Genomic DNA, 25,326 nt, shown 5'->3' on the forward strand with positions numbered 1-25,326 from the left:
GGGTGACCAACTGGATCGTGTTCGACTACGGCGAGGTACTCAGCCTGCGCACCGCCGCGGTGCCGAAGCTGGCTGCCGCCATGGGCGTCTCGCTGGAGACGTTCGAGCCGGTGTACTGGAGCGTGCGCGACCCGTACGACCGCGGCTGCCCTGACCTGGAGTACTGGACGTCCATCGGCGACCAGGTGGGCGCGAAGGTGGACGACGCGCTGTCGGCCGAGCTGACCGCGCTCGACGTCGCGGGCTGGGGACAGCTCGCGCCGGGATCGCTGGACCTGCTGCAGTCGCTGTCCGAAGCCGGGGCCTCGCTCGCGCTGCTGTCAAACGCGCCCTCGGCGTTCGGCGTGTGGGTGCGCGAGCAGGAATGGGCGAAGCTGTTCAAGCACACGCTGTTCTCCGGCGACGTGAAGGTCGCGAAGCCGGACGCCGAGATTTTCCAGCTGCTGCTGGACAAACTGGGTGCCAAGCCGGACGAGTGCCTGTTCTTCGACGACCGCCAGGTGAACATCGACGGTGCCCGCGCGGTCGGCATCCGCGCGCACCTGTGGGACGGCGCCGAGGCCGCCCGCGCGGCGCTGGCCTGAGCCGCGAACGGCTCCCGCACCTTGTCGGCGCGGGAGCCGTCGTCTGCTCAGTATGGTCCGGCGCCGGTCAGCGGCTGATCCGCTTCGACTGCTTCTTCCCGGTGATCGCCCCGTAGGCCGCGGTGCCCAGGAACAGCACCCCGCCGATGATGCCGATCCACAGCACGGCCTTGAACACGAAGCCGATCACTGACCCGAGCACCATAAAGGCGATCCAGGCCACGACGAGCGCTCCGACGATCTTCCAGAACATGGCTCCTCCGATGCCGTTTCCGCGCCACGTCGGCCCGGTGCCCTCCAGCGTGCCATCCGTACGACGGAAACTCTCTCCATCCGGCCAACGTTCAGGGAAAGCTCCGGGTTCCCCCTGACCGGTTTCCTGGTCGTCTCGCGCGGCGGGTCCGGCGGTGACACTCGGCGTGACCTGCGATGCGGGCGGCAGAGCAAGCCGACAGCTTGGTCACCGAGCCGGCCGGTGCTGGCCGAGACAGCATGGAATGCAGTTTTACGGCTTTACGACTGTCCGTTGAAAGGCACCTACTATCGGACCGTTGTTCATTCGACGCCCCGGACCAATTATCAGTGGTGAATTATTCACCACTGAGTCGGGAGCAAAATCAATGCGCAAGAAATTGATCGCAGGCGGTGCCTTCGCCGTCGCGCTCGCCCTCACCACCGGTGGAACTGCCACCGCGCAGCAATTCTCCGCCGCCCCCTCGGGCACCGGTGGTCCGGCGGTGAAAAACGCCTGTGCGCAGGTGCGCGCGGCAGGCCATATGTCCTGCTTCGCACAGGTGCGCACCGACATCAAGCAGGCCCGGCGCGCCCCCGGCGCAGCCCCTCCGGCTACGGCCCCGCAGAGCTGCAAGCCGCCTATCAGCTGAAGGCCGACGGCGGTGCGGGCCAGACGATCGCCGTCACCGAGTCCGGCGATTACCCCTCTCTCAAAGCAGATCTGGCCGCCTACCGCAAGCAGTTCGGATTACCCGCCGGCGACGTACAGATCGTGAATGAAGACGGCCAGGAGAGCCCGCTGCCGGCCGCCGACCCGGACTGGGCCGTCGAGACCGCGCTGGACGTCGACATGATCGCGGCGACCGCGCCGAACGCCAAGATCCTCGTGGTCGAGGCCAATCAGGCCACCACCGACGACTTGGGCAAGGCGGTGGACACCGCGGTAAAGCTCGGCGCGAAGTTCGTCTCCAACAGCTGGGGCGGCGACGAGTCCGAGGGGAGCGCGGGCGACGCGCACTTCAAGCACCCCGGCGTGGCGATCACCGCGTCCAGCGGTGACAGCGGCTACGGCGCGAGCTGGCCGGCGTCCTCCCCGTACGCCGTCGGCGTCGGCGGCACGACCCTGAAGAGCAGCGGCGGCTCGTACACCGAGACGGCATGGAAGGGCGCGGGCTCGGGTTGCTCCAGCTACGCGGCGAAGCCCGACTACCAGACCGACGCGACCGGCTGCGACAAGAAGGCCATCGCGGACGTCTCCGCGGTCGCCGACCCGGCCACCGGTGTCGCGGTATATGACACCTTCCAGCAGAGCGGTTGGCAGGTCGTCGGCGGCACCAGCGCTTCGTCACCGATCATCGCGAGCGTCTACGCCGATGCCGGCACCCCCGGTGCGCAGGACTGGCCCGCCCAGTACCCGTGGTCGCACACCGACCAGCTGACCGACGTCACCTCGGGCAGCAACGGCAGCTGCGACACCAAGCAGTGGTGCAACGCGGGCGCTGGATGGGACGGCCCGACCGGGCTGGGCACCCCGAAGGGCACCGCCGCCTTCACCAAGTAAGAATCGACAATTTCAGATAGTTCACCTTAACCGGGCAAAATAGCGGCCAGCGATCAGGCAGAACAAATACGACGTTCCGCCCGATCGCTGGTCATTGCCTTTGTCCCACCCGCTTCACTCGATAGGGTTCCGCACAAGGGAAGGCCGCAGCGGAGGGTGACGCGCATTGACGCTCCACGATTATTCGAGTGCGCCGCACAGCCCCGATCAGCGGAATAACCTTGACTCCCTCGATCCAGGCGAACCCTCCTTCGCCGAAACACTGCGCAGCGCGATCGATGCCAGCGGCCTCACCCTGGAACGCATCCGGGCCAGGCTGACCGAGCGCGGAAGCCGGGTCAGCCTGGCGACGCTGAGCAACTGGCAGTCCGGCAGCCGCCAGCCCGAACAACGCCGGTCGATGGAAGCGGTGCGCCAGCTCGAGAACGTCCTCGAACTGCCGATGGGCAGGCTGTCCGGCAGGCTGGGACCGCCCCGGCCGAGGGGCAGGCAAGTCGCCGCCGAGGAGTCCGCGGCGCCCGACGAGCAGTGGCTGGACTCCAGTGAGCTGTCGGCGCTGATGACCGACGCCGACATCGCGCCGCAGAACGGACTGCGCCGGATCAGCTTGCACCTGCGCTGTCACCTCGACTCCGGCCGGGCGGTGCACCGGATCAGCTACCGGCACGTCCTGCGGGCCGAACGGGACGGCCTCAGCCGCGACCTCAACCTGCTGGAACTCTCCCCTGGTGCCCGCAGGCGGCCCACGCTCATCTCGACGCACAACTGCAGGCTGGGCCGCCAGTCGGTGAGCGAAGAGAAGCACCTGATGATCAACGAACTACTCTTCGACAGTGCGCTGCGCCGCGGCGAAACCGTGGTCCTCGAGTACGAGATCGAGCTGCACCCTGAGCCGGGACAGCCGTCCGACAACGGCTGGACCGCCAGTTTCCGGCTGCCCATCCAGGAATTCCTGATCGAGGCCCAGTTCGGTCCCGGCGCCGTCCCCGTCCGCTGCCGGGAGGTCCGCCGCCCGTTCAGCGATCCGACCCCGACCGAACGACCGGTGCGCATCGGCGAATCGGCCAACACGCACGCCGTCATGCTCGGACTGCGCGCCGGGAGGTACGGGCTCGAATGGGACTGGCCCGAGCAGCACGGCTGACCGGACCGCTCAAGCCCACGCGGCGGAACCACGCTGCCTCTCAGCGGCCGATGGCCGGAGATCTCCGAGTTCTCACCTCAGCCAGGCGCCGAGCCGACGCACCCCCTCGGTCACGTCCTCGGTCGCGCCCGCGAAGGAAAACCGCACGTAGCGGCCGCCGTCGACCGGGTCGAAGTCGATGCCCGGGGTGATCGCGAGGCCGGTGTCGGCGAGCAGCCGCTGGCACCAGCTCAGGCTGTCGGTGGTGTGGTCGGACACGTCGGCGTAGGCGTAGAACGCGCCGTCGGCCGGGGCGAGCTTGTCGAGCCCGATCTCGCGCAGGCCGGCGAAAAGCAGGTCGCGATTGCGCCGGTAATGCTCGACGTGCGCGTCCGCCTCTGCGTACGACTCCGGCGTGAACGCCGCGACCGCCGCGTACTGCGAGACCGCGGGCGGGCAGATGGTGAAGTTGCCGGTGAGGACGTCGACCGCGCGGTGCAGCCGCTGCGGCACCAACATCCAGCCGAGCCGCCAGCCGGTCATCGCGAAGTACTTCGAGAACGACCCAAGCACCAGCGCTTCCCGGCCGTACTGCCAGGCGCAATCGAGCTGTTTCCCGTACGAGATGCCGTGGTAGATCTCGTCGCTGATCAGCTGCACGCCGTGCGACGCGCACCAGCCGGAGATCGCGGCCAGCTCGCCCGGCGGCAGCACCGTCCCGGTGGGGTTGCTGGGGCTCGCGACGATGAGCCCGTCGATCGGCCCGAGCCGTTCAAGCTGCTCGACGGTCGGCTGGAAATTCGTCTCGGCGGTGGTGGCGAACTCGACGACCTCGCAGCCGAGGACGTTCAGCAGATTCCGGTACGCCGGGTAACCCGGCCGCGCCATCGCGACCCGCGCGCCAGGGTCGAACGCACTGAGGAACGACAGTAGGAACCCGCCGGACGAGCCGGTAGTCATGACGACGTCGGACGCGGCGACATCGACGTCGTAGGTGCGCCGGTAGTGCCCGGCGACGGCTTCGCGCAGCTCAGGGATGCCGAGCTGTTCGGTGTAACCGAGAGTGTGCTGCCCCAGCGCTTCCTGGGCAGCCTTGAGCACCGGTGCCGGCGCGGGCACGGACGGCTGCCCGGCAGCCAGCGAAATCAGGTCACCGTGACTGCGCTGCCGCGCTTGCGCCGCGGACAGCACGTCCATCACGTGGAAAGGGGGCACACCTGCCCGCAACGCGGGCCCGCCGAAAGCACCGATGTCGACCATGCGGCCAGGCTAACCGGCGGGACCGCGTGCGGGGTGTGCCTTTGCTCCCGTCAGTAACCGCGGTACGCGCCGCCGTGGGCCATCGCCGCGATGCCCGGGACGTTGGACATCGAGCCGTAGCGGTCGAGCGAGTACCGGACGCCGGCGATGATGTTGTCGACCGGGTTGTAGATGTTGTCGTGGCCGGGCAGCTTGTGCGCGTTGAACGTGGAGTCGATGCACTGCATCAGGCCCTTGGACGGGTGGCCTGCCGCGGCGTTGGAATCCCAGTTGTTGATCGCGTTCGGATTGCCGCCGGACTCGTGCTGGATGATCGCCCAGATGTTCTTGATGTCCGCGTCGGTCACGTTGACCCCCGCGGCCTGCAGCGCCTTGATCGCTTCCTGGATCCACTGCTGAACATTGCCGGGCGGAGGCGACGAGGGCGGACCACCGCTCGGGCCGAGCCCGCCGCCACCGGCACCGCCGCCCCCTCCGCCGCCGCTGCCCCCGCCGCCGTGGTGGCCGGTGTGCAGCCCGCCGGTGCTCTGCGGGATGGTGCCGTCGGAGTTCGGGAGCGGGACCTTCGAGTAGCCGCCCTCGATCTGGGTCTTCATCAGGTCCTGCGACTTCTTGACCATGTCGTCGGCCTGCTTGAGGAGCGGATCGATGGCCTGTTCGGCGTTCGTGGCGTCCGTTTGGTTGGCCTTGTTCGCCTCGTCGATGATCGACTGCGACGTCGGACTGGGGGCCGGGCCTTTCTTGTCCGATTTGGCGTACTCAGCCTCGGCCGTCTGCGCTTTCTGCGCACGATCCGACTCGGTCTTGATGCGGTTGTCGATCGCCGTCTTGGCGTTGTTGAAGGCCTCGGTGACCTTGGTCTTGATCCCGCCGAGGTCGCTCGACAGCTGGGTCAGGTCCTTGCCGACGTCGTCGAGGTGCCCCTGCACCTTGTCGCCCGCTTTGGTGATCTGCGTGACGTACTCGACGAAGGCGTCCGCTGCCGGACCCTCCCACACTCCGCCTGCCAACGACTTCGTGGAATTGTTCAGCGCGGCACTGTGGTCGCCCGCCTGCTTCGCGGCGTCGCTGAACTGCTGCCCGGCTTTGCTGATCGCGTCCGGGTTGATCTTGTCGACCTTCTTGGACTTCTCGACAATGCCGTTCCAGTTCGGCGGATAGTCGATCAGCGCCATCCTCTTGCCCCCTCGTGCGTGCTCAGCGGTCTTCGTGGACGGTCAGGTCGGTCTTGTGGACCTGATCGGTCTCCTGGATCAGCCCGGCGGCCTTCTTGAGAATGAAGCTGGTCGCCTCCATCAGCTTCCCGGCCGCGTCGAACTCGCTGTGCACGCCCTGTTTGAACGTGCCGACCGCGCCGTGCACGTCCTTGGAGCCGCCCATCGTGCCGAACGGGCTTTCCGGCTCGTCGTCAACGCCGGTGAGATGCTTCTTGGACTTTTCGAACTCGTCCTTCAGCTTCTCCACGTTCCTGGCGGCGATAGCCATGGAATCCGGATCGTAGACAGGCACCGTTCGTCATCCCCTTCGCGACACTCGCTTCCCGACCAGTTCGGACGCTCCGCTCACCGAGTCGGTTCCCTGTTTACTCTAAGACTTCGAGCGCGTGCCGTGTGCAGTTCTCCCCGACTTCCGACCGTGAACCCCCGGACTGGGTTAGCGCACGGACGAAACGGGATAAAACGGTCGTCCCCAAGGCGTCAAATCGCGGCCTGCAACTCCCGCACCCGCTCCGCCAGCACCGCATTGTCCGCCGGGCTCACCGTCGCCCAGGTGTGGCCGTCCGAATCGTCGGTGAGCTGGAACAGATACCGCCCGGAATCAGTGTCGTAAAAGGCGGCCACATGCGGTGACCGGCGCACCGTCCCGTCCCGCAGCACCCGTTCCGCGCAGAACTGGCCGCGCGCCGCCTGGCCCATCAGCATGCCCGCCAGCTCCTGCGCCTCCCACAACGCCACGCCCTGGTCCTCCAAGGCCGTGACCAGCGCTTTCGGGTCGCCAGCGGCAGCCGTGTCGGCGGCGACGAGCGTGCTGTGCGGCACCGAGATCGACTGGCCGACGCCCGGGTCAAGCGACCCGGCCACCGACACCACCGCGTCGGCGAGCCCGCTGGCGTCGGCGGGGATCAGCCACACCTCGTCCCGGTCGACCACCGCGAGCACGGCCTGGCTGCCCCGGCTCACCGCGCGGCCGTGGATCTCGCGGTCCGCCCACACCCAGACGTCCACGGCTTCCCGCGGCCGCGCCAGCAGGTGCAACTGGTCCAGCACCGTCCCGGATGGACGGCGGCCGCGTGCCAATCGCCGCTCCGCCAGCGAATCCCAGACGGACTCGATCAGTTCGGCCCGTTCGGTGTGCGTGCGCCCCGGCGACGGGACCGCGAGCGCGGCCGGTCGCCCGCCCAGATCGAGCGATTCCCACAGCACGTCGAATTCGAGGGCGGTCAGTACCAGGTTCACGGTCGGCGCACGTCTCCCGTGCCGTCGCCGAGGACGTCGCGCGCGACCATCCGGCCGTCGGCGAACAGATCCTTGTCGTCGACGCCGAAGCGGCGCACGTGTTCGTCGTCGCTTTCCTGCGGAGCCGCTTCGGAAAGGAATTTGGCGTCGCCGCTTCCCGATTTCGGCGCGATCTGCTCGGCTTTCCGCAATGCGACGGCCTCTTCCTCAGGAAGCTCGTCCACCGGCAACGGCCGGGCCAAGCCCTTTGCGGACCGTCTTGCCCGCGTCCTTGCCGTTCGCGATCACCGGAAAGCGCCCCACCGGCCACGCCCGCGCCCAAGGCAGCGGCACCCGCACCGATTTCGCCAGCCGACGCTCCGCCTCCGCGCGGGGCTGGGGCACCGCCGGGGGTTTCGGCGACGGGGGCCGGTGGCGGTGGCGGGACACTGCCGACCAGCCGACCTCGTTGCAGCGCTTGGTTTTCGTGACCGCCGCCGGTGTTTCCGCCCGGACCGCTGGAACGACCGGATCCGCTTGCGCCACCGAGGCTTTCCGAACTACCGACGGTCCCGCGGTTAGCCGGGCTGCCGCCGTCAGATCCGCCAGTCCCACGCGGACCAGTCGGCAGGAACGTGCCCGGCTCTCCCGGCCGCATTCCGCCGGGAACCCGCGTCCCGCCCGAAGCGCCGGGTCCGCCCGAAGTGCTTGGCCCGCTGGGGATTCCCGGCCCGTTGGTCGAACCGACCGACCGCGGTGGCGTGGTCCCCGGAGCCTTCTCCCAGCCCGGCGGCGGAGGAGGAGCAGCTGGCGGAACGTAGTGAGCCGCGACCACCGGCGCAACGGGCCGCGCGGGCGGTGCCTGCGAAGCCGTGCCGTGCACCGGTGTCGGCGGGTCCACGACCGGAGGCGGCGGGGGAACGTACTGCGACTTCACCGACGCCGCGGCGGGCCGCACCTGGCCGTCCGGCGTCACCTCGACCGCCGATGCCGCCCGATCGACCGGGCTCGGCCCGCTGCCGGGCTGGACCATCGTGAGCGATTGCGGCTGCCCCAACGGCTCGGAGGACAGCAGGTTTTCCCCGCTCTGCTGGGCATACGAGTTCAACGCCTCGACCGCCTGGCCGCGCGCGTTGTCCGCGGCCTGCACCTGCGCCGCGTGATCGGTCTCGAATCCGAGGAAGCTCGCCACCGAATCGACGAGCGTGAGGCTCTCCGCGCCTTTGCGCACCGCGGCCGGGTCGGGCAGCTTGTACTTGGTCCGGTTGAACGCTTCCCCTTGCGCGAAAAGCATTTCCGCGGTGTGCGTGACCTTCTGCATCGCGTCCTGCGAGAAGCCAGCCTGATCCGACAGCACCTGCCCGGCCTGTCCGCCCGCCTGGCTCTGCCATTCGACGCCGAGCTTCGCCAGCTGGTCGCGCAGCGTGCGGTCGGTGCCCGCGAGCGCGGTCGCGACCTCCCGCAGCGCCTCGACCGCGGTGGCGATGCTGGCGATCCCGTCGCCGGTGCCGAACTTCTCGATCTCGTCGGCGATGGCGGTGTCGGTCCACCCGTCGAAACGGTGGTCGCGGATCCTGCCCGCGAGTTCGGAGATCTCCACGCGCCCTCCCTAGGTCCGGTTCTTCAGGCCCTGCACGGCCAGGCCGGCGGCCTGGGTGGCGATTTCGCACAACTGCGGCTGACTGAACGCGCCCGCGGTGACCGCGAACTCCTGCGCCGCCATGGTCTGTCCCGCGGCGACGCCGACGAGCACCTCACAGTCGGCGGGTGTGCCGGCCGCGCGGTAGTTCGTGATCGCCGGATAGCCCTCGACGCTGGTCGGAGCCGTGGTCATGCTGTTCTTGCGCCGCGAACCAGTGAGCCATTCCTGCACGTCCGTGCCGATGATCCGCAGGTGCAACGCGTGGAACGGCTCAGTTTTGTCCGAGTCGAACACGCAGGTGGGCCCGTCCTTCGGGTCGGCGGCCTTGCGCGGGACGCTCGTGACCTTCAGCAGGTCAAGCTGCGCCTGGCCGAGCAGATCGCACGGATCGGTCCCGGCGATCGGCAAGTCCGACGGCCGCCCCGGGAGCGCGGCCGCTTTCGTCTGCTGCGCCAGGGAACTCATCGCGGGCTGTACGGGGTACGCGGTGCCCTGCGCGCCCGACGAGCAACCCGCGACACCGAGTACCGCGACAACGGCGAGGATCGGCTTAGTGGATGCCGTGCGCACCGCGGTCCCCGAACGCCGCGGCCTTGTCCGCGTCGCTGGCCTCGTACGTCTTCGCTGCTTCGCGCAACTGTCCGACAAGCTTGTGCAGATTGGCGACGTACGCGCGCACCTGCGCCGCGTACGACTGATCACCTTCCGCGACCACGGTGTTCCACGCGGACATCGCGTTCACGCTCACCGTGTCCGAAGAAGGAGTGTCGACGCGCAGCTCGCCGAGCCGCGTGAGGAGCTTGTCTTCGAGCGCACTGACCTGCTCGTCGACCACCCGCGCGACCTCAAGCAGCTTCGCCGGCTCGACCACGATGTCCGCCACGCCCGGCGCTGCCGGTACGGACGAAGCCAGGTCGGTGAGCGGTGTGCTTCCCGGCATGCGCTAACCCCTCCCGTGATACGGACGGTGACCGTACGGACCCGTTTTGAGGCTACCAACCGGCGCGTGAACCCGAGGCGAACTTCGCCCGAGAAACTGCTCAGGCAGGAGCGCTTACTTCCCCGTTGGCCGCGCGCAGTGCGATATCGGTGCGATGGTGCGAGCCAGCGAGGTGTACGCGCTCGACAGTCTCGTACGCGTGCTTACGCGCCGCCTTGAGCGTCTTACCAGTGCCGACGACGGACAACACGCGTCCGCCAGCCGAAATCACCGCACCGTCGTCGCGACGCCGCGTACCCGCGTGAAGCACGCCTTCGATCTCGCCGCCGGTGATGACGTCCCCAGTACGCGGCTTGCCCGGGTACCCGTCAGCAGCGATCACGACGGTGACCGCGGCCCCGCCCGACCACTCCAGCGGCGGCAGCTCGGCCAGCTTCCCGGTCGCCGTCGCGTTCAGCACCGTCGCCAGCGACGTGCGCAGCAACGCGAGCACAACCTGCGTCTCGGGGTCACCGAAGCGGCAGTTGAACTCGATGACCTGCGGGCCTTCCGAGGTGAGCGCGAGACCGGCATAGAGCAGGCCGGAGAACGGGCAGCCTCGGTCGGCGAGTTCGTCGACCACCGGCTGCACAACCCGCGCGACGACGTCGTACACCAGGTCCGCGGGCGCCCACGGCAGCGGCGCGTACGCACCCATGCCGCCGGTATTCGGGCCGGTGTCGCCGTCGCCGACACGCTTGAAGTCCTGTGCGGGCAGCATCGGCACCACGGTGCGGCCGTCGACGAAGCAGAAGAGCGAGGCCTCCGGACCGTCCAAAAAGGACTCCAGAAGAACCGGGTGCCCGCCGTCGAGCAGCATCAGCGCGTGCTTGCGCGCGACCTCGACGTCCTCGGTCACGACCACGCCCTTGCCCGCGGCGAGACCGTCGTCCTTCACCACCCAGGTGGGACCGAAGCGCTGAAGCGCGGCGTCGAGACGCGCGGGGGTGTCGACGACTTCACTGCGGGCCGTCGGCACCTTCGCAGCCGCCATGACGTCCTTCGCGAACGCCTTGGACCCCTCGATGCGCGCGGCCGCGGCGGACGGCCCGAAGCAGGCGATGCCAGCTTCGCGCACCGCGTCAGCGACGCCCGCGACGAGCGGCACCTCCGGCCCGACCACGACGAGGTCGGCCTTCCACTCCTTGGCCAGGGCCGCGACAGCCTCCGGCTCGGCCAGCTCGACCCCGAGCTGCTCCGCGACCGCAGTCGTGCCGGCGTTGCCGGGGGCGCAAGCGAGCGCCGTGACCGCGGGGTCGCCTGCCACCGCGAGGACGAGTGCATGCTCCCGGGCGCCGGAGCCGATTACCAGTACGCGCACGCCGGACAGCGTAACGGTGGGGGTCGCGCCGCGGCAGCGCGCCGTCCGCGACCCCGGTCCGGACCAGGTGCGCGACTGGTCCGGTCCCGATCGCCCGGTGCCCGGAATCGGGTGCCATCCACCGTTTACCCGGTTGTCAACCGCCCGTCCGGCTGGTGCCGCGCGCGCGACGCTTGCGGCGGTGAGGGTGACGCGGTAGTCGTGGCGAGCTGCGGATCGCCCGGTAGAGAAAGGTCCCCCCCATGAAGCGCAAACGCCTCGGCGTGCTCGCCCTGTCCGGCCTGGCCCTGCTCGGCGTCGCCGGCCTCGCGATCGGACCGGCCGCCGCGAGCGAGGACACGGCCGCAGGTGCGGCCGCGCACGGTCCCCGGCACGATGGCCCGGTGATCGTCGGACACCGGGGAGCGCCCGGCTACCGCCCGGAGCACACGCTCGCGTCGTACGAACTCGCCTACCGGATGGGCGTGGACTACGTCGACGTCGACCTCGTGCCGACCAAGGACGGCCAGCTCGTCGCCCGGCACGAGCCGGAGATCGGCGGCACCACCGACGTCGCGGCCCACCCGGAGTTCGCCGGGCGCAAGACCACCAAGGTCATCGACGGAACCAAGATGACCGGCTGGTTCACCGAGGACTTCACCCTCGCCGAGCTGAAGACGCTGTACGCCAAGGAGCGGATCCCGCAGAACCGGCCGAGCAACCAGCTCTACGACGGCCGCTACCGGATCGCGACGTACCAGGAGGTGCTCGACCTGACCCGGCGGCTCGGCCACGAACTGCACCGCACGCTGGGCACCTACCCAGAGGTCAAGCACTCGACCTACTTCAGCTCGATCGGGAACCCGACCGAACCGAAGCTGGTGTCGATCCTCAACCGCAACGGCCTGAACCGGCCGAACGCGCCGGTGATCATCCAGTCGTTCGAGGTGTCGAACCTGCAGGCGCTGAGCAAGCAGGTGCGCGTCCCGCTGCTGCAGCTGACCGAGGCGAAGGGCGCTCCGGCGGACTTCATCGCGAAGGGCGACAAGCGCACGTACGCGGACCTGGTCACGCCGGCCGGACTGCGCGAGATCGCCAAGTACGCGAAGTACCTCGGCCCGGAGAAGGGCCAGATCATCCCGCGCGACGCGCAGGACAACCTCGGCAAGCCGACCACGCTGATCGCCGACGCGCACCGTGCCGGGCTCGAGGTGCAGCCTTACACCTTCCGCAACGAAAACCCGTTCCTGCCCGCGAACCTGCGCTCGTCGGCAAGCCCGAGCGCGTTCGGCAACGTGTTCGCGGAGGAAGCGGCGTTCCTCAAGGCCGGGGTCGACGGATTTTTCGCCGACCAGCCGGACACCGCACTGGAGTCCGTGCGGGACTTCACCGGCCGCTGATTTTCCTTTGCAGACCTTTCGGCCCGCCGGTGGAAGTCACCGGCGGGCCGTTTCGCGTCAGCCTTGCGGAGCGAGCAGAACGATCGGGATCACGCGGTCGGTTTTCTGCGCGTACTCGTCGTACAGCGGGAAAACACGCGCCATCTGCGGCCAAAGCACCTCGCTCTTCCGGAGACGCGACGCGAGCGCGGGCGGTCAACCGGCGCGCGCCGACCTGCACGCCGACGCTCGGTTCCGCCACGATGTTCTTGAACCACTCCGGGTCCTCGTCGGCTCCGCCCTTGGAAGCGACGACCACGAATTCGTCGCCGGAGGTGCCGTAGATCAAGCAGGTGCGCCGGGGCACGCCGGTCTTGCGTCCGGTCGTGGCGAGCACGAGCATGCGGAGACCGTCGGATTCGTGGCCCTCCGCGCCGTTCGAGGCCAGGTAGGCCCGAGTCTGCTCGGCGACCCAGTCCCACTGGGAGTCAGTGGCGCGGTCAATGTCTTCGGCGACAGCCATGGCGGCGATCCTTTCCGGCGCGGGCGGTGAGTCTCTCGGCCCGGAGACGGAGCCGCCGCGTCGTTCTCGACATCGGGGCGGCATCGAATAGTGAACCGATTCGAGTGATGCGGTCTCGAACATTCGTTCGAGATACTGGTCTCATGTTGATCACCGAAACCCGGACCGCCCTGGGCCGTTCGGAGGAGCTTCCGCCCAGCCACCAGCGAAACCTTGACACCCGCGAACGCCGGGGGCTAACTTCTGCGCACTCTCAATGGTCTGTCCGCATACCTTTCAGGTGGGTGCCCGATGGATGTCTCCGACCAGCAGACCGGCCAACCCGACGAAGACAGCGCTCGCCTGCACGCGCTCGGCTATGCGCAGGAACTGAAACGCACGATGTCGGCGTTCTCGAACTTCGCCGTGTCGTTCACGATCATCTCGATCCTGTCCGGCTGCCTCACGCTGTACGGCTTCGGCATGAAAACCGGCGGACCGGCGGCGATGATCTGGGGCTGGCCGCTGGTCGGACTCTTCGTGGTGCTGGTGGGGCTCGGCATGGCGGAGGTGTGCTCGAGCTACCCGACCGCGGGCGGGCTCTACTACTGGGCGGCGAAGCTGGCGACGCGCAACGGTCCGGCGTGGTCGTGGTTCACCGGCTGGTTCAACCTGATCGGGCAGATCGCGGTCACCGCTGGCATCGACTTCGGCGCTGCCCTGTTCCTCAACGCGTTCCTCGACCTGCAGTGGGGCTTCAGCGCGACACCGGGGCACACGATTCTGTTGCTGGCCATCATTCTCGTGGTGCACGGGGTGCTGAACACCTTCGGCGTGCGCGTGGTGGCGGTGCTGAACAGCGTCAGCGTGTGGTGGCATCTGCTGGGCGTGCTGGTGATCGTGGGCGTGCTCGTGTTCGTGCCGGCGAAGCACCAGAACGCGTCGTTCGTGTTCGGCAGCTTCGTGAACCAGACCGGCTGGGGTTCCGCGCCGTACGTGTTCCTGCTCGGCTTGCTGCTGGCGCAATACACTCTCACCGGCTACGACGCCTCGGCACACATGACCGAGGAAACCAAGAACGCCGCGAAAGCGGGCCCGCGCGGAATCATCAACTCGATTCTCGTGTCGCTCGTCGCGGGCTGGATCCTGTTGATCGGCCTGACGTTCGCGATCCAGGACTACGACGGAGCCGTCAACTCGGCCACCGGCGTCCCGCCAGCACAGATCTTCATCGACGCGACCGGGGCGGTCACCGGCAAATTCCTGCTCCTGATCTGCATCGGCGCACAGCTGTTCTGCGGCATGGCATCAGTGACAGCGAACTCCCGCATGATCTACGCTTTCGCCCGCGACGGCGCGATCCCGGGGTCGAAGATCTGGCACAGCATCAACAAACGAACCCAAACGCCGACCAACGCAGTGTGGCTGGCCGCTGGCGGCGCACTGGTGCTCGCCCTGCCATACCTGTGGAGCGCGACGGCTTACGCGGCAGTCACGTCAATCGCGACAGTGGGCCTGTACGTGGCGTACGTGATCCCGGTGTTCCTCCGCGTCCGCCGCGGCGACAGTTTCGAGAAGGGCCCATGGAATCTGGGCCGCTGGGGCAAACCGATCGGCATCGTCGCGACGGCGTGGGTCGTGGTGATCTTCGTGCTCTTCATGCTGCCCCAGGCGAGCCCCATCACGGTCGACACGTTCAACTACACGCCGATCGCCTTCCTGGTAGTTCTGGGCGGAGCCGCACTGTGGTGGGTCGTGTCGGCACGGAAGTGGTTCACCGGGCCGAAGGTGCAAGGGTCGGCGGAAGAACTGGCTGCGGTGGAAAAGGAACTGAAGGAACTCGGCTAGTCCCGAGGGTTCTGAAGACGACCGGCCGGGCTCCGCCCCGATGAGCGCCCAGCCGCGAACACTGCCGCAGTGAGGCCGGCGGCTCGGCAACCGCTCCACGTTGATGCCTTCAGCGACCGGCAGCCCGCCGATCGCCACCGCATCGATGCCCGGGCGCGTGCCCCTCCTCGACCGCACCGGTCCGTCGATGCCACGCGACCTACCGACAACCAGCTCGCCAGCCGTTCCGCCTCGACGCCAAGCCGCCTAACCCCATCCACGCCATCCGCCCCGCGCAGATGCCTCAGCACTCGCGGCCATCCCGCATCGTTGCCACATAACCCCATCCACCAACCAATAGCGCGTCGACGCCAGCCTGCCTCGCCCATCCACGGCATCCGCCCGCGCAGATGGCTCAGCACTCGCGGCCACCCCGCGTCGCTGCCGCACCACCGACCGATAACCCGTCCACCAACCGACAGCGCGTCGACGCCAACCCGCCTACCCCATCCACCAATCACCCCGCGTGGGCCTCACCGACCACATCTATCCGAAACACCCGCAGCCGCCCCGCGTCGATGCCACATCGCCAACCGCTAGCCCGCCAACCAGCCCCGCGAGTACGCACCCACGCGAACCCCCGGCGGCCGCACCACACCCGTCCACCCACACCCGAAGGGAGTCCCGACACGAACCCACACCATCCGTGCCTCGCCGGATTCATGAGTCAAGATGCGAAGCATGGAGACCTTGACGCTGGTCGGCGTGCTCGCCGGATCGCTGGGGCTGACCGCGATCGCGCGGCGGTTCAACCTTTCCGCGCCGCTGCTCATCGTGGTGGTCGGGCTGGGGATCGCGCTGATTCCGGGCGTTCCGCGGGTCGAGCTGGAGCCTGAGCTGATCCTGACCGTCGTGTTGCCGCCGCTGCTGTACTCGACGTCGCTGGAGAGTTCGATCTCCCACTTTCGTGCGAATCTGCGGCCGATCATCACGCTCGGGGTGCTGCTCGTCGTGGCCACCGCTTTCGTGATCGCGTTCGTGGTGCACCTGCTGCTGCCTGATCTGCCGTGGGCGTCGGCGCTGGTGCTCGGGGCGGTCGTGTCTCCGCCGGACGCGGTGACGGCCGTCGCGATTGGACGACGGCTCGGCTTGCCGCGAGGCGTCATGACAGTGCTGACCGGCGAGAGCCTGGTCAACGACGCGGCCGCGCTCACCTTGTACAAGGTGGCGCTCGCGGCGGTGGTCGGGACGGCCGGGTCGCTCGGGCACGGCTTCGCGGTCTTCGCCGTCGCGACGGTGGTCGGCATTCTCGTCGGGCTGGCCGCGGGCGGGGTGGTCGAGCTGATCCGCACGAGGCTGGACGATCCGCTGCTCGAGTCGGCGTTCGGGATCGTGGTGCCGTTCGCGGCGTACGTCACCGCGGAGCATCTGCATCCGTTCGGAGCGGAGTTCAGCGGGTCCGGCGTGCTGGCGGTCGTCACGGCGGGGCTGTTCCTCGGGCACCGGTCGTTGCGGGCGTCGCCGGCGACGCGGGTACAAGACCGGTCGGTGTGGGCATCGATCGACGTCATGCTCGAAGCGCTGGTGTTCGCGTTGATGGCGCTGCAACTGCCGTTCGTGCTCGACGGGGCGCAGCATGCCGCGCGGGACAACGGGACGCTCGCGTTATCGGCGATCGTCGTGCTGCTCGCGACGATGTTCGTCCGGATTCCCGCGGTGTTCCTGTCCAGCTACCTGCCCCGGTCGCTGCAACTGCTCAGACGCACCAAGCACGATCCACCGGCTTGGCGGTCGCTGGCGGTGATCTCGTGGACCGGCATGCGCGGCGTCGTCACGATCGCTGCCGCGTCCGGTGTTCCTGCGGACACTCCTGGGCGCGCGGAGATCCAGCTGTTCGCGTTCGCCGTCGCGGTCGGGACCGTGCTGATCCAAGGTCTTACGCTGCCGCCGCTGATTCGGTTGCTCAAGGTCCAGGACCCGGACGAGGACGCTCGCGATCAGGCCGAGGAGCTGGCTGCCCGGGAGGTCGCGCAAAAGGCCGCGCACGAGCGGCTGCGCGAACTCGCCCGCGATCAACTGTCCACATTAGACATACCACCGGAGAAGATGAAACGGCTCGAGCAACGGCTGGAGCGCGTCGTGGACACCCGGTTCCGGTTCGCGCAGGCGGCGATCACGCTGTCCGGCGAGGAGCGTCGCGACAGTCCGCAGGCGCAGTTCGCCAAGGCGCGGCGGGAACTCCTCATCACCCAGCGTGCGGCGATGATCGAGGAGAACCGCGCCGGTCGCCTTGACGACGACGTCCTGCAGAAGGTCCTGCACGAACTCGACTTGGAGGAAATGTCCGTAACGACGACCCTTACGAACCGGATGAGTTGAGTTCGCCGGTCAGCCGCCACGTACGCCGGCGGTCCTCGTCGGTGTGCAGGGCGGTCTGGGTGAGCAGCACGTCGGTCGCACCGGCGTCGAAGTAACGCTGCACGCCGGCGGCGACCGTCTCCTCGTCGCCGATCAGCACCAGGTCCGCCGCGCTTTCGACGCCACCCGCGGCAAGCACCCGCTGGTACGACGGGATCGAACCGTAGAAGCCGAGTTCCTGCGCAGCGGCCTCGCGTACCGCATCGACATCGCTGGTCACCACGGCCGGGACGGCGGCGATCACTCGCTTGCCCGGACCGAGCGCGGGCACGATCAGGTTCGACAGCGCCTTTGGGCTGGCCAGATATGGCAGCGTGCCGTCGGCCAGTTCGTCGGTGACGCGCAGCGCCTGCGGCCCCATCGCCGCGACGACCACCGAGATCGGCGTCGCCGGCGCGGGCTCCGACAGATGCACCTCAACCGTCGAGCCGGCGAAGTCGACTTGTTCCCCGGCGAACAGTGCGCGCAACGCGGTCAGGTACTCCCGCAGGTGCCGCACCGGCGGCGGGTATGGCGTGCCGTAGATGGGTTCGAGGAAGTTCTTCGCGCCAAGGCCGATGCCGAGGGTGAACCGCCCGCCGGACGCCTCGCTCGCGGTGCGCGCCGCGGACGCCACCACCAGCGGATGCCGCGGATAGATCGGCACGACGGAGGTGCCGATCTCGATGCGCGACGTCACCTGGCCGGCGAGCGCGGCCACCGTCAGTGCGTCATGGCTCGAGGGCAGTTGGGCGAACCAGATCGACGCCGCGCCCGCCTCCTCGGCCTCGCGCGCTTGGTCCAGCACTTCGGTCACCGTGATTTTCGCCGCAGGAAGGGCGGGCAAGGTCAGTCCGACGCTCATGTCTTCAAATTATTCAGGCGCACCACCGGTTTCTCACCAGCCAAAACGACAACGCGGCTTTGTGCCAGCGGGATTCTCATTCGCCGGGAGCCCCTGCCCGAGTACCCGGGAGACCGCACCCTGGACGCCCGACGACCCAGGAGGACCGATGTCACTGACCGACGTCATCGACGGCACCCGCCAAGCCGTGCAGGCGGACCGGCACAACGCGGCGGTGTCGTTCAGCGTGGACCACGCACTGGTCGCGAACACCGCGACCGTCGTGGACGTCCGCGTGCGCGACCACGCGTTCACCGTCGACGAGCCGCCCGCCCTCGGCGGTACCGACCAGGCAGCCAGCCCGGTCGAGTACGCGCTGGCCGCGCTCGGGTCCTGCCAGGTGATCACCTACCAGTTCTGGGCGGCCCGCCTCGGCATCCCGCTGGACGCGGTGCGCGTGACCGTCGACGGAGACCTGGACCTGCACGGCTTCTTCGGCTTCGACCAGTCGACCCGGCCCGGCTTCAGCGACGTGCGGGTGTCCGTGGAACTCGAAGGCCCGGCCTCGGCCGACGCCTACGAACAACTCCGCCGCGCGGTGGACGAGCACTGCCCGGTGCTCGACCTGTTCCGCAACCAAACCCCAGTCACCACAACGGTTCGCTGAGAAAGCCGATCACGCCGGATTCAGTTCGCCGCGATAGGTCAGTGCCCCGTCAGCGGAAACGCGCCACCGGTCGGGCAGCGTCGGCTCCTTCGCCAGCTGCCCGGCCCTGGCACGTCGGAAGTTGAAGCGGGTACCGGGAAGACCATCCCACGACACCGGATCGCTGAGCTTCGGCTGCTCGTCGAACTCGATGAATTGATCGAACTCCCCGTCGCGGAAATCGCATATCCCGCAAAACTTCGAGGGAGTGAACCAGGCTCCGCCGAGAAATCGCGTGCCTCTCGCCGGGAGCGTCCCTCAAGCCGGAAATCGATCAAGACCACGCGGCTCAGGTCCAGATCGAGGGCACCCTGCGCGGCGAGCCGTACCGGAAATTCCTCGCGTTCCCGCCGAGTCGGACGGGTGCCTTGTCCGAGCCGATCTGTTCGACAGCCTTGGCGTACAGCTCGGTGATCCGCCGCTCGGTCAGGTCGAACTCGGTCGCGAGCTGGAGGTCGGTGCGGTCGCCACCTGGCTCACCAGCAGCCAGGTGGCCAGCGCGATCACGACCGCGGTCGCCGCGGCGGCAGCGGTTACCCACCACCGCAGCTCCGGCAGCTTCCGCACCCGGCCAGCCCGGTCGAGCCAGCCAGCCTCAGCCCAGCCAGCCGCAGCCGGCCAGCCTCAGCGCGGTCAGCCCGGCCAGGCCGGTCCAGCCAGTCCGGCCGATCCGCCGACGCCATCGTCTGTCATGCCGCTCTCATCGAACGCCACACGACAGACGCAACAACCTCAGGCGAACTCGTGCCGCACGATCGTCTGCTCCCGCCCGGGACCGACGCCGATCGCCGAAACCCGCGCGCCCGACAGCTCCTCGATCCGCTCGACGTAAGCCCGCGCGTTGGCAGGCAACTCGTCGTACGTGCGGCAGTTCGAGATGTCCTCGAACCAGCCCGGCAGCTCTTCGTAGATCGGGACCGCGTGGTGCACGTCGGTCTGCGTCATCGGCATGTCCGAGGTGCGGAAGCCGTCCACCTCGTAGCCGACGCACACCGGGACCTTTTCCAGGCCGGACAGCACGTCCAGCTTGGTCAGGAAGTAGTCGGTGATCCCGTTGACCCGCACCGCGTAGCGCGCGATCACCGCGTCGAACCAGCCGGTGCGCCGGGAGCGGCCGGTGGTGACGCCGAACTCGCCGCCCTGTTTGCGCAGGTACTCGCCGGACTCGTCGTCCAGTTCGGTCGGGAACGGGCCGGAGCCGACGCGGGTCGTGTACGCCTTCAGGATGCCCAGCACGGTCGTGATGCGGCCGGGGCCGATGCCGGAGCCCGCGCTCGCGCCGCCGGAGGTCGGGTTCGACGACGTGACGAACGGGTACGTGCCGTGGTCGACGTCGAGCAGCGTGCCCTGCGAACCCTCCAGCAGCACCGTTTCGCCGCGCTCCAGCGCCTGGTTCAGCTGCAGCCGGGTGTCGGCGATGCGGTGCGCGAACTTCTCGCCGGCCGCGAGCACCTCGTCGGCGACCCGGTCGGCGTCGAGCGCCTTGCGGTTGTAGACCTTGACCAGCACCTGGTTCTTGAACTCCAGTGCCGCCTCGACCTTCTGGCGGAAGATCTTCTCGTCGAGCAGGTCCTGCACGCGGACGCCGACGCGGGCGATCTTGTCCTGGTAGCACGGCCCGATGCCGCGGCCGGTGGTGCCGATCTTGCGGCTGCCGAGATAGCGCTCGGTGACTTTGTCGATCGCCACGTGGTACGGCATGATCAAGTGCGCGTCGGCCGAGATCAGCAGCTTGCTGGTGTCGACGTCGCGCTCCTCGAGGCCGGCCAGTTCGTCCAGCAGCACGCCGGGGTCGATGACCACGCCGTTGCCGATGACGTTCGTCACGCCCGGCGTCAGGATCCCCGACGGGATGAGGTGCAGCGCGAAGTTCTCGCCGTTCGGCAGCACGACCGTGTGGCCCGCGTTGTTGCCGCCCTGGTAGCGGACGACCCACTGGACGCGGTCGCCGAGCAGGTCGGTGGCCTTGCCCTTGCCCTCGTCCCCCCACTGGGCACCGATCAGCACGATGGCCGGCATGTGACACTCCAGGTGTTCGGCAATAGGAATAGTGCTCCCGGACGGGGGCACGGGTGGCGCTGGTAAATGCCGGTGCATGACTTTAACGGAGGACGCCGGAGTGCGCGGAATAGTGGTGGCCTGCGGCGCCGCGGCGGATCTGCCCGCACGGCTCGGCGACGTCCCGCTGACGCAGGTCGGCCCCCGTCCCGGCAAGGCGGAAATCGACCCCTTGCTGGGAGAACACGACCGGCTCGTGGTGCTGGGCTCGGACGCCGACCTCGCCGCCGTGGTGGTGCGTCTCATGCGCCGCGAACTCCTCCCGGGCGTGTCAGTCGGTTTCGTGGCCACTGAGCCCGGCTCTCGGGTCGCCCCGCTTTGGCGGCTGCCTTCGGACCCGGACGAGGCGTTCGCGCTCGCGTGGAAGGGCGAGGACGCCGAGATCTCCCTCGTGCGCGACGACACCGGCGGTGTACTCCTCGGGCACGCGACCCTGCGCGATGTCAAGGGCCAGGCGTATTGCGACGAACAGGTGGCTTTCGACGGCGTCGTTTCCGGCATCGAGGTCGCACCGGACGACTCCGGGGTCACCGCTCGCATCACCCGCGGCAAGTTCGTGAAGCGGTCCTCGACGTATCGCGGGCGCGCCTTCCAGCTCGGCTGCGTGCCGACGTCTTCGCTGGTCATCGACGGCGTGCCGCAGGAACGCGAGATCACCCGGCGGACCTGGTACCGGCACACAGTCGATCTTCGGGCGGTCCGCGGCTGACCCGGAGCGCCGGGAGGAGTTCGGTCCCGCGTGGACCCACAGTGACTTTCTGTTTACCGAAGGTCGTTTACCTGTCACCTGACGGTGTTGCGCAGGCCACTTTCGTGGTCAAAGGTGAATCAGTCCCGCACCCGACTGGGGAGGCAGCAATATGCCGACCACTCGTACAGTTCGCAACTCCTTGACCATCCTGGCCGGCGTCGCGCTGCTCGGCTCGGTCACGGTCGGCGTCGCCGACGCCACGCCGCCCGGCATTCCGTCAGCGGACACCGCGAAGAGCCAGCTCGCCGGTCTGACGGTGAAGCCGGACGGCTCGCAGGACGGCTACAGCCGCGACAAGTTCCCGCACTGGATCGACCAGGGCAACAGCTGCAACACGCGCGAGATGGTCCTCAAGCGCGACGGCACGAACGTCCAGGTCGGCTCCGACTGCTACCCGACGTCCGGCAAGTGGACCTCGCCGTACGACGACGCCACGTGGAGTTCTCCGTCCGATGTGGACATCGACCACGTGGTTCCGCTCGCCGACGCGTGGCGCACCGGCGCCTCGTCCTGGACCCAGGACCAGCGTCAGGCCTACGCCAACGACCTGTCCGACCCGCAGCTGATCGCGGTGACCGACAACGTGAACCAGGAAAAGGGCGACAAATCGCCGGACCAGTGGAAGCCGCCGTCCACCGGTTACTGGTGCACCTACGCCAAGATGTGGGTGGCGGTCAAGTCCAAGTTCAAGCTCACCGTGAATTCGGCGGAGAAGTCTGCGCTGACGGACATGCTGGGCCGCTGCTGACCTTTCGTAGCTACCGCGGGCACCGCCGCCGTTTTATGGTCTGAACCATGAGGAAGGTCACGGCGGCGGTGCTGGCGGTGTTCCTGGTGCTCTGCGGAGCGACCTCGGCGTCGGCGGCGACCGGGCGCAGAGTGGTCGTCTATTACCAGACGACGCACCAAAACGGGTCCTACATTTCCCCGCTGGGGCTCACCGACCACGACACCGGCGTCACCGACGTGATCGTCGGAGCCGTGCACCTCAACGACGGCGGAACCATGACGCTCAACGACGATCCGCCGTCGGACCCCAAGTTCACGCAGATGTGGGCCGATCTCGCCACGATGCAAAGCAAAGGCGTGCACGCGCTCGCGTTCGTCGGCGGCGCGGCGAAAGGCAGCTTCCAGCGCCTGGAGCAGGATTTCGATACCTACTATCCGTTGCTGCGCAACCTGATCCGCGACCACTCGCTGTCCGGAATCGACCTCGACGTCGAGGAACAGATGTCGAACGACGCGCTGAACCGGGTGATCGACGCACTGCGCACCGACTTCGGCCCGGACTTCCTGATCACTCTCGCCCCGGTCGCGACCGAACTCAGCGGCGGAGGCGGCCTTTCCGGTCTCGACTACGACCGGCTCTACCGCGAACGCGGCGACAAGATTTCCTGGTTCAACGCGCAGTTCTACTGCGGCTGGGGTTCACTGGCGGACACCTCGGGCTACGACCAGATCGTCAGCCACGGCGTCGTCCCGGCGAGCAAGGTCGTCGCCGGAACGGTCACGAATCCCGCTAACTGCAACGGTTACGTCGACATGCCAACGCTGAAGAACACCGTCAGCAGCCTCGTGGGGAAATACTCGGATTTCGGCGGGATCGACGGCTGGGAGTATTTCAACTCGCTGCCTGGCGACACCGGGGCACCGTGGGAGTGGGCACAGCAGATCGCGCCGACGGTCAAGGGTTAGCCAGTCGCAGGATTTCCCTTGCCAGCGCGTCGTTCTGCCGGAACGAGACCGCGTTCGTACGCGGCCTCGTGAACGCACCAGCGGAACGGACACTCGTGTGCGGGCCCACCGCGAACCGTGTCGGATGTGCGGCTCCGTCCACAGTGACCAGACGGAAGTCGTTGAGCGTCGTGGCAATTCGCCCGGACGGCAACGTCGCGCCATCGACATCCGGCACGGTTTCTTCGGCCAGCGCACCGGTGTCGCGCAGGCTGCGCAACAGCGGATCGGACACGCGCGGGACGCTCGCGTTCGGCAACCGTGCCTCGATCAACGTGCGTGCGGCGACCGTGTCCGGGTGGCTCGCGCTCGACGCGACGAACGTTCCGGCTGCCTCGTCGGCCTCGATCGAGATGTCGGCACCGAGGAACGAGACGACGCCAGCGTCCTCGAGCGCGAGCAGTTCGTCGAGCCGACGTGGCGGCGGACCGCTTGCGTAATAAGAGAAAACCCGTGAAACCAACCGTCCATATCGGACACTTGAGACGCCGCGGTCAGCTGTCCGGTCGCGAGCAGCGCGGGCAGCTGGCCGATCACCGACAGCAGCGCCATGAACGCGCCAAGGTCCGCACTGTGGTGTACATCCGCCCGTCGCGCGAGATCGGACTCGATGTACTTCCGCAGCGCTTTCCCGAATTCCTCACCGGAATCAAAGCGACGGCCAGCGAAAGGCCGGTCCAGCCGCTCCAGGTCGAGCCGATCTTCCAAGGCAGGCACCGCAGTTGCGATCAGAGCGTCCATTTCGGACGTTCCCCACGGCAGGTCGGCGAACTTGTCCGCGAAGACCGCGAAATCGGTCCGTACGCGATCCGGATGCCCGGTGAACAATTCGGTGTAATACGCCCAGGCGAGTTCCTTCGCGATCAGCGGCCACACGTCCGCGCGGAAGTCGAGCGGGCCGGAAAGCCCGTCTATGGCCCGCTTGTCGAAGAACCTGGGCAGCTGCAACGGTTTCCCTCGCAGCCGGTAGCCGGTCTTCGCGTGGTACGGCACCCCGCGCCGGGAACCGACGTGCAGCACCGGCTCGGCGCCGCTCGGGTGGTAACGCAAGCCGCCGCACGGCAACTCCTCGAACCGGCCGCCGCGACCCTCGGTGAGCAACAGCATCAAGTCCACGAACGCGAGCCCGAAACCGCGCACCAGCACCGGTTCCCGAGCGGGCACCGCGGAGTAGTCGACGTCCGCGGTGTAGCCAGCGGGGTAGTAGGACAACTCGTGTTTCTCGGCGAACGCCTCCAGTTCGCGTTCGCGAGAGTCAGGGACCGCATCGAGGTGGCCGACAGTCAGCACCACGGCGTCGGCGGTCACGGTCGTGCCATCGGACAGCCGCACCGTCTCGTCGGCGTCGATGCTCTCCGCAGTGGCGAGGTGTTCGACCACCGTGATTCCGGGCGGCAGTTCGGCCACCACCTTGCGGTAGAACCACTCCAGGTACCGGCTTTGCAACCGCCGAGTCGGGAAATCCGTGGAGGCGAGCGACTCGAATTCGGCGCGGACGTCGTCCGGCACCGGATACGACAGGGTGCCCGCGCGCACCTGCCGCACCCACTCGATCAGCGACGGCCCAGGCCGCACCGGACCGTCGATCCGGACGGTGTCGTCGGTGAACACCGTGACGTCCTCGGGCATCGAGTTCATCCGCAGCAGCGGCGACTGCTCGTACCGCCACACCCGGCCGGGGCCAGGCGGGAACGGGTCGATGAGATGGACTTCGACGCGCCGGTCGCCGAGCAGTTCGGCGGCGTTCGCGGACAGCCGTTCGAGGACGCCGACCCCGCGAGGTCCGGCGCCCACGATGGCGAGCGTGAACGTCGGGAGAGCGGTCACCCGGGCGAAGCTACGCGGCTGAGTGACCGGACGGCGGCCGTTCCACAGTGCGGACGGTCGACACGAACGAGGGTGACACAAACCACAAAGATCGAACTGTCCCCAGCGGAGAGTGCGGAGCGCTATCGTCTGGACACGTGGCGAACTGATCGTGACCTGTCGGATACCGGCGAAAGAACCTAG

The 25,326-nt window shown here is 68.2% G+C and carries 24 protein-coding genes and 3 pseudogenes; 13 read left to right on the forward strand and 14 right to left on the reverse strand.

Annotation, left to right across the window (positions count from 1 at the left end; all coding sequences use genetic code 11):
- Nucleotides 1-2: 2 nt before the first annotated feature.
- A complete protein-coding gene (locus RPX00_RS11850) occupies nucleotides 3-584 on the forward strand; it encodes an HAD family hydrolase (RefSeq protein ID WP_406639562.1) in 582 nt (193 codons plus the stop codon).
- A 67-nt stretch (nucleotides 585-651) separates the two neighbouring features.
- Here RPX00_RS11850 and RPX00_RS11855 read toward each other — a convergent pair whose 3' ends face one another.
- Entirely contained in the window at nucleotides 652-837 is a 186-nt protein-coding gene (locus tag RPX00_RS11855) for a hypothetical protein (RefSeq protein WP_344266394.1), read from the reverse strand.
- 367 nt (nucleotides 838-1,204) lie between these two features.
- Here RPX00_RS11855 and RPX00_RS11860 point away from each other — a divergent pair, with 367 nt between their 5' ends.
- From RPX00_RS11860 to RPX00_RS11870, 3 genes are all read left to right on the forward strand, one after another.
- The gene (locus RPX00_RS11860; protein WP_406639563.1) at nucleotides 1,205-1,468 is read left to right on the forward strand and encodes a hypothetical protein; all 264 of its coding nucleotides are present in this window, start codon (nucleotides 1,205-1,207) and stop codon (nucleotides 1,466-1,468) included.
- A gap of 122 nt (nucleotides 1,469-1,590) precedes the next feature.
- Nucleotides 1,591-2,379 carry a hypothetical protein gene (locus RPX00_RS11865; RefSeq protein WP_406639564.1) on the forward strand — a complete coding sequence of 263 codons (789 nt, stop codon included), beginning with the start codon at nucleotides 1,591-1,593 and terminating at the stop codon, nucleotides 2,377-2,379.
- Between the two features lie 166 nt (nucleotides 2,380-2,545).
- Nucleotides 2,546-3,523, forward strand: coding sequence for a hypothetical protein (locus RPX00_RS11870; protein WP_406639566.1), 978 nt, complete (start codon nucleotides 2,546-2,548; stop codon nucleotides 3,521-3,523).
- A gap of 72 nt (nucleotides 3,524-3,595) precedes the next feature.
- On the opposite strand, the gene RPX00_RS11875 is transcribed toward RPX00_RS11870, so the two are convergent.
- The 5 genes from RPX00_RS11875 to RPX00_RS11895 all read right to left on the reverse strand — a co-directional run bounded on the left by RPX00_RS11875 (nucleotide 3,596) and on the right by RPX00_RS11895 (nucleotide 7,442).
- The gene (locus RPX00_RS11875; protein ID WP_406639568.1) at nucleotides 3,596-4,762 is read right to left on the reverse strand and encodes a pyridoxal phosphate-dependent aminotransferase; all 1,167 of its coding nucleotides are present in this window, start codon (nucleotides 4,760-4,762) and stop codon (nucleotides 3,596-3,598) included.
- 50 nt (nucleotides 4,763-4,812) lie between these two features.
- Nucleotides 4,813-5,937, reverse strand: coding sequence for a transglycosylase SLT domain-containing protein (locus tag RPX00_RS11880; protein ID WP_406639569.1), 1,125 nt, complete (start codon nucleotides 5,935-5,937; stop codon nucleotides 4,813-4,815).
- Nucleotides 5,938-5,959: 22 nt separating this feature from the next.
- A complete protein-coding gene (locus RPX00_RS11885; protein WP_067577414.1) occupies nucleotides 5,960-6,271 on the reverse strand; it encodes a hypothetical protein in 312 nt (103 codons plus the stop codon).
- A 188-nt stretch (nucleotides 6,272-6,459) separates the two neighbouring features.
- Nucleotides 6,460-7,218, reverse strand: a complete 759-nt coding sequence (locus RPX00_RS11890) for an ESX secretion-associated protein EspG (protein ID WP_406639570.1) — start codon at nucleotides 7,216-7,218, stop codon at nucleotides 6,460-6,462.
- Nucleotides 7,215-7,442: a hypothetical protein gene (locus RPX00_RS11895; protein ID WP_406639571.1), complete on the reverse strand. Its 228-nt coding sequence runs from the start codon at nucleotides 7,440-7,442 to the stop codon at nucleotides 7,215-7,217. Before RPX00_RS11895 ends, RPX00_RS11890 begins: the two co-directional genes overlap by 4 nt.
- Before the next feature lie 627 nt (nucleotides 7,443-8,069).
- Here RPX00_RS11895 and RPX00_RS11900 point away from each other — a divergent pair.
- Both RPX00_RS11900 and RPX00_RS11905 read left to right on the forward strand, forming a co-directional pair.
- The gene (locus RPX00_RS11900; protein WP_406639573.1) at nucleotides 8,070-8,360 is read left to right on the forward strand and encodes a hypothetical protein; all 291 of its coding nucleotides are present in this window, start codon (nucleotides 8,070-8,072) and stop codon (nucleotides 8,358-8,360) included.
- A gap of 270 nt (nucleotides 8,361-8,630) precedes the next feature.
- Nucleotides 8,631-8,810 carry a hypothetical protein gene (locus RPX00_RS11905; protein WP_406639574.1) on the forward strand — a complete coding sequence of 60 codons (180 nt, stop codon included), beginning with the start codon at nucleotides 8,631-8,633 and terminating at the stop codon, nucleotides 8,808-8,810.
- Here RPX00_RS11905 and RPX00_RS11910 read toward each other — a convergent pair.
- The 3 genes from RPX00_RS11910 to purD all read right to left on the reverse strand — a co-directional run bounded on the left by RPX00_RS11910 (nucleotide 8,807) and on the right by purD (nucleotide 11,139).
- Nucleotides 8,807-9,409 carry a DUF3558 domain-containing protein gene (locus RPX00_RS11910; RefSeq protein ID WP_406639575.1) on the reverse strand — a complete coding sequence of 201 codons (603 nt, stop codon included), beginning with the start codon at nucleotides 9,407-9,409 and terminating at the stop codon, nucleotides 8,807-8,809. The two genes, RPX00_RS11905 and RPX00_RS11910, sit on opposite strands and share 4 nt — an antisense overlap.
- A complete protein-coding gene (locus RPX00_RS11915; protein ID WP_406639576.1) occupies nucleotides 9,390-9,779 on the reverse strand; it encodes a type VII secretion target in 390 nt (129 codons plus the stop codon). The genes RPX00_RS11910 and RPX00_RS11915 overlap by 20 nt, the downstream gene beginning before the upstream one ends.
- Nucleotides 9,780-9,879: 100 nt before the next feature.
- Nucleotides 9,880-11,139 (reverse strand): phosphoribosylamine--glycine ligase, encoded by a 1,260-nt coding sequence (gene purD, locus RPX00_RS11920; RefSeq protein ID WP_406639577.1) that lies wholly within the window; start codon nucleotides 11,137-11,139, stop codon nucleotides 9,880-9,882.
- Nucleotides 11,140-11,381: 242 nt separating this feature from the next.
- On the opposite strand from purD, the gene RPX00_RS11925 reads away from it, so the two are divergent.
- Nucleotides 11,382-12,518: a glycerophosphodiester phosphodiesterase gene (locus RPX00_RS11925; protein ID WP_406639578.1), complete on the forward strand. Its 1,137-nt coding sequence runs from the start codon at nucleotides 11,382-11,384 to the stop codon at nucleotides 12,516-12,518.
- A 57-nt stretch (nucleotides 12,519-12,575) separates the two neighbouring features.
- Here RPX00_RS11925 and RPX00_RS11930 read toward each other — a convergent pair.
- Nucleotides 12,576-13,143, reverse strand: a pseudogene (locus RPX00_RS11930) (nitroreductase family deazaflavin-dependent oxidoreductase).
- A 168-nt stretch (nucleotides 13,144-13,311) separates the two neighbouring features.
- Between RPX00_RS11930 and RPX00_RS11935 the strand changes: the two are divergent.
- Complete coding sequence (locus RPX00_RS11935) at nucleotides 13,312-14,847, forward strand: amino acid permease (protein ID WP_406639579.1); 1,536 nt, start codon at nucleotides 13,312-13,314, stop codon at nucleotides 14,845-14,847.
- A gap of 720 nt (nucleotides 14,848-15,567) precedes the next feature.
- Nucleotides 15,568-17,205, forward strand: coding sequence for a Na+/H+ antiporter (locus RPX00_RS11940; protein ID WP_406639580.1), 1,638 nt, complete (start codon nucleotides 15,568-15,570; stop codon nucleotides 17,203-17,205).
- On the opposite strand, the gene RPX00_RS11945 is transcribed toward RPX00_RS11940, so the two are convergent.
- A complete protein-coding gene (locus RPX00_RS11945; protein ID WP_406639581.1) occupies nucleotides 17,186-18,088 on the reverse strand; it encodes a TIGR03564 family F420-dependent LLM class oxidoreductase in 903 nt (300 codons plus the stop codon). The genes RPX00_RS11940 and RPX00_RS11945 overlap by 20 nt on opposite strands.
- 148 nt (nucleotides 18,089-18,236) lie before the next feature.
- Between RPX00_RS11945 and RPX00_RS11950 the strand changes: the two genes are divergently transcribed.
- Nucleotides 18,237-18,734, forward strand: coding sequence for an OsmC family protein (locus RPX00_RS11950; protein ID WP_406639583.1), 498 nt, complete (start codon nucleotides 18,237-18,239; stop codon nucleotides 18,732-18,734).
- A gap of 385 nt (nucleotides 18,735-19,119) precedes the next feature.
- Here RPX00_RS11950 and RPX00_RS11955 read toward each other — a convergent pair.
- Together RPX00_RS11955 and RPX00_RS11960 are read right to left on the reverse strand one after the other, a co-directional pair.
- Nucleotides 19,120-19,215 (reverse strand): annotated as a pseudogene (locus tag RPX00_RS11955) (pentapeptide repeat-containing protein); the annotation flags it as partial.
- Between the two features lie 290 nt (nucleotides 19,216-19,505).
- Nucleotides 19,506-20,792, reverse strand: a complete 1,287-nt coding sequence (locus tag RPX00_RS11960) for an adenylosuccinate synthase (RefSeq protein WP_406639584.1) — start codon at nucleotides 20,790-20,792, stop codon at nucleotides 19,506-19,508.
- A 76-nt stretch (nucleotides 20,793-20,868) separates the two neighbouring features.
- Between RPX00_RS11960 and RPX00_RS11965 the strand changes: the two genes are divergently transcribed.
- The 3 genes from RPX00_RS11965 to RPX00_RS11975 all read left to right on the forward strand — a co-directional run bounded on the left by RPX00_RS11965 (nucleotide 20,869) and on the right by RPX00_RS11975 (nucleotide 23,277).
- On the forward strand, nucleotides 20,869-21,540 hold the full coding sequence (locus tag RPX00_RS11965; RefSeq protein ID WP_406639585.1) for a hypothetical protein: 672 nt from the start codon (nucleotides 20,869-20,871) through the stop codon (nucleotides 21,538-21,540).
- A gap of 151 nt (nucleotides 21,541-21,691) precedes the next feature.
- Nucleotides 21,692-22,330 carry an HNH endonuclease family protein gene (locus RPX00_RS11970; protein WP_406639586.1) on the forward strand — a complete coding sequence of 213 codons (639 nt, stop codon included), beginning with the start codon at nucleotides 21,692-21,694 and terminating at the stop codon, nucleotides 22,328-22,330.
- Nucleotides 22,331-22,377: 47 nt separating this feature from the next.
- Nucleotides 22,378-23,277, forward strand: coding sequence for a glycosyl hydrolase family 18 protein (locus RPX00_RS11975; RefSeq protein WP_406639587.1), 900 nt, complete (start codon nucleotides 22,378-22,380; stop codon nucleotides 23,275-23,277).
- Here RPX00_RS11975 and RPX00_RS11980 read toward each other — a convergent pair.
- A pseudogene (locus RPX00_RS11980) lies at nucleotides 23,267-25,143 on the reverse strand (FAD/NAD(P)-binding protein). The gene RPX00_RS11975 and the pseudogene RPX00_RS11980 sit on opposite strands and share 11 nt — an antisense overlap.
- Nucleotides 25,144-25,326: the final 183 nt, after the last annotated feature.

Origin of the sequence: Amycolatopsis sp. WGS_07 (assembly GCF_045278895.1) — a bacterium.
Taxonomy (GTDB): domain Bacteria; phylum Actinomycetota; class Actinomycetes; order Mycobacteriales; family Pseudonocardiaceae; genus Amycolatopsis.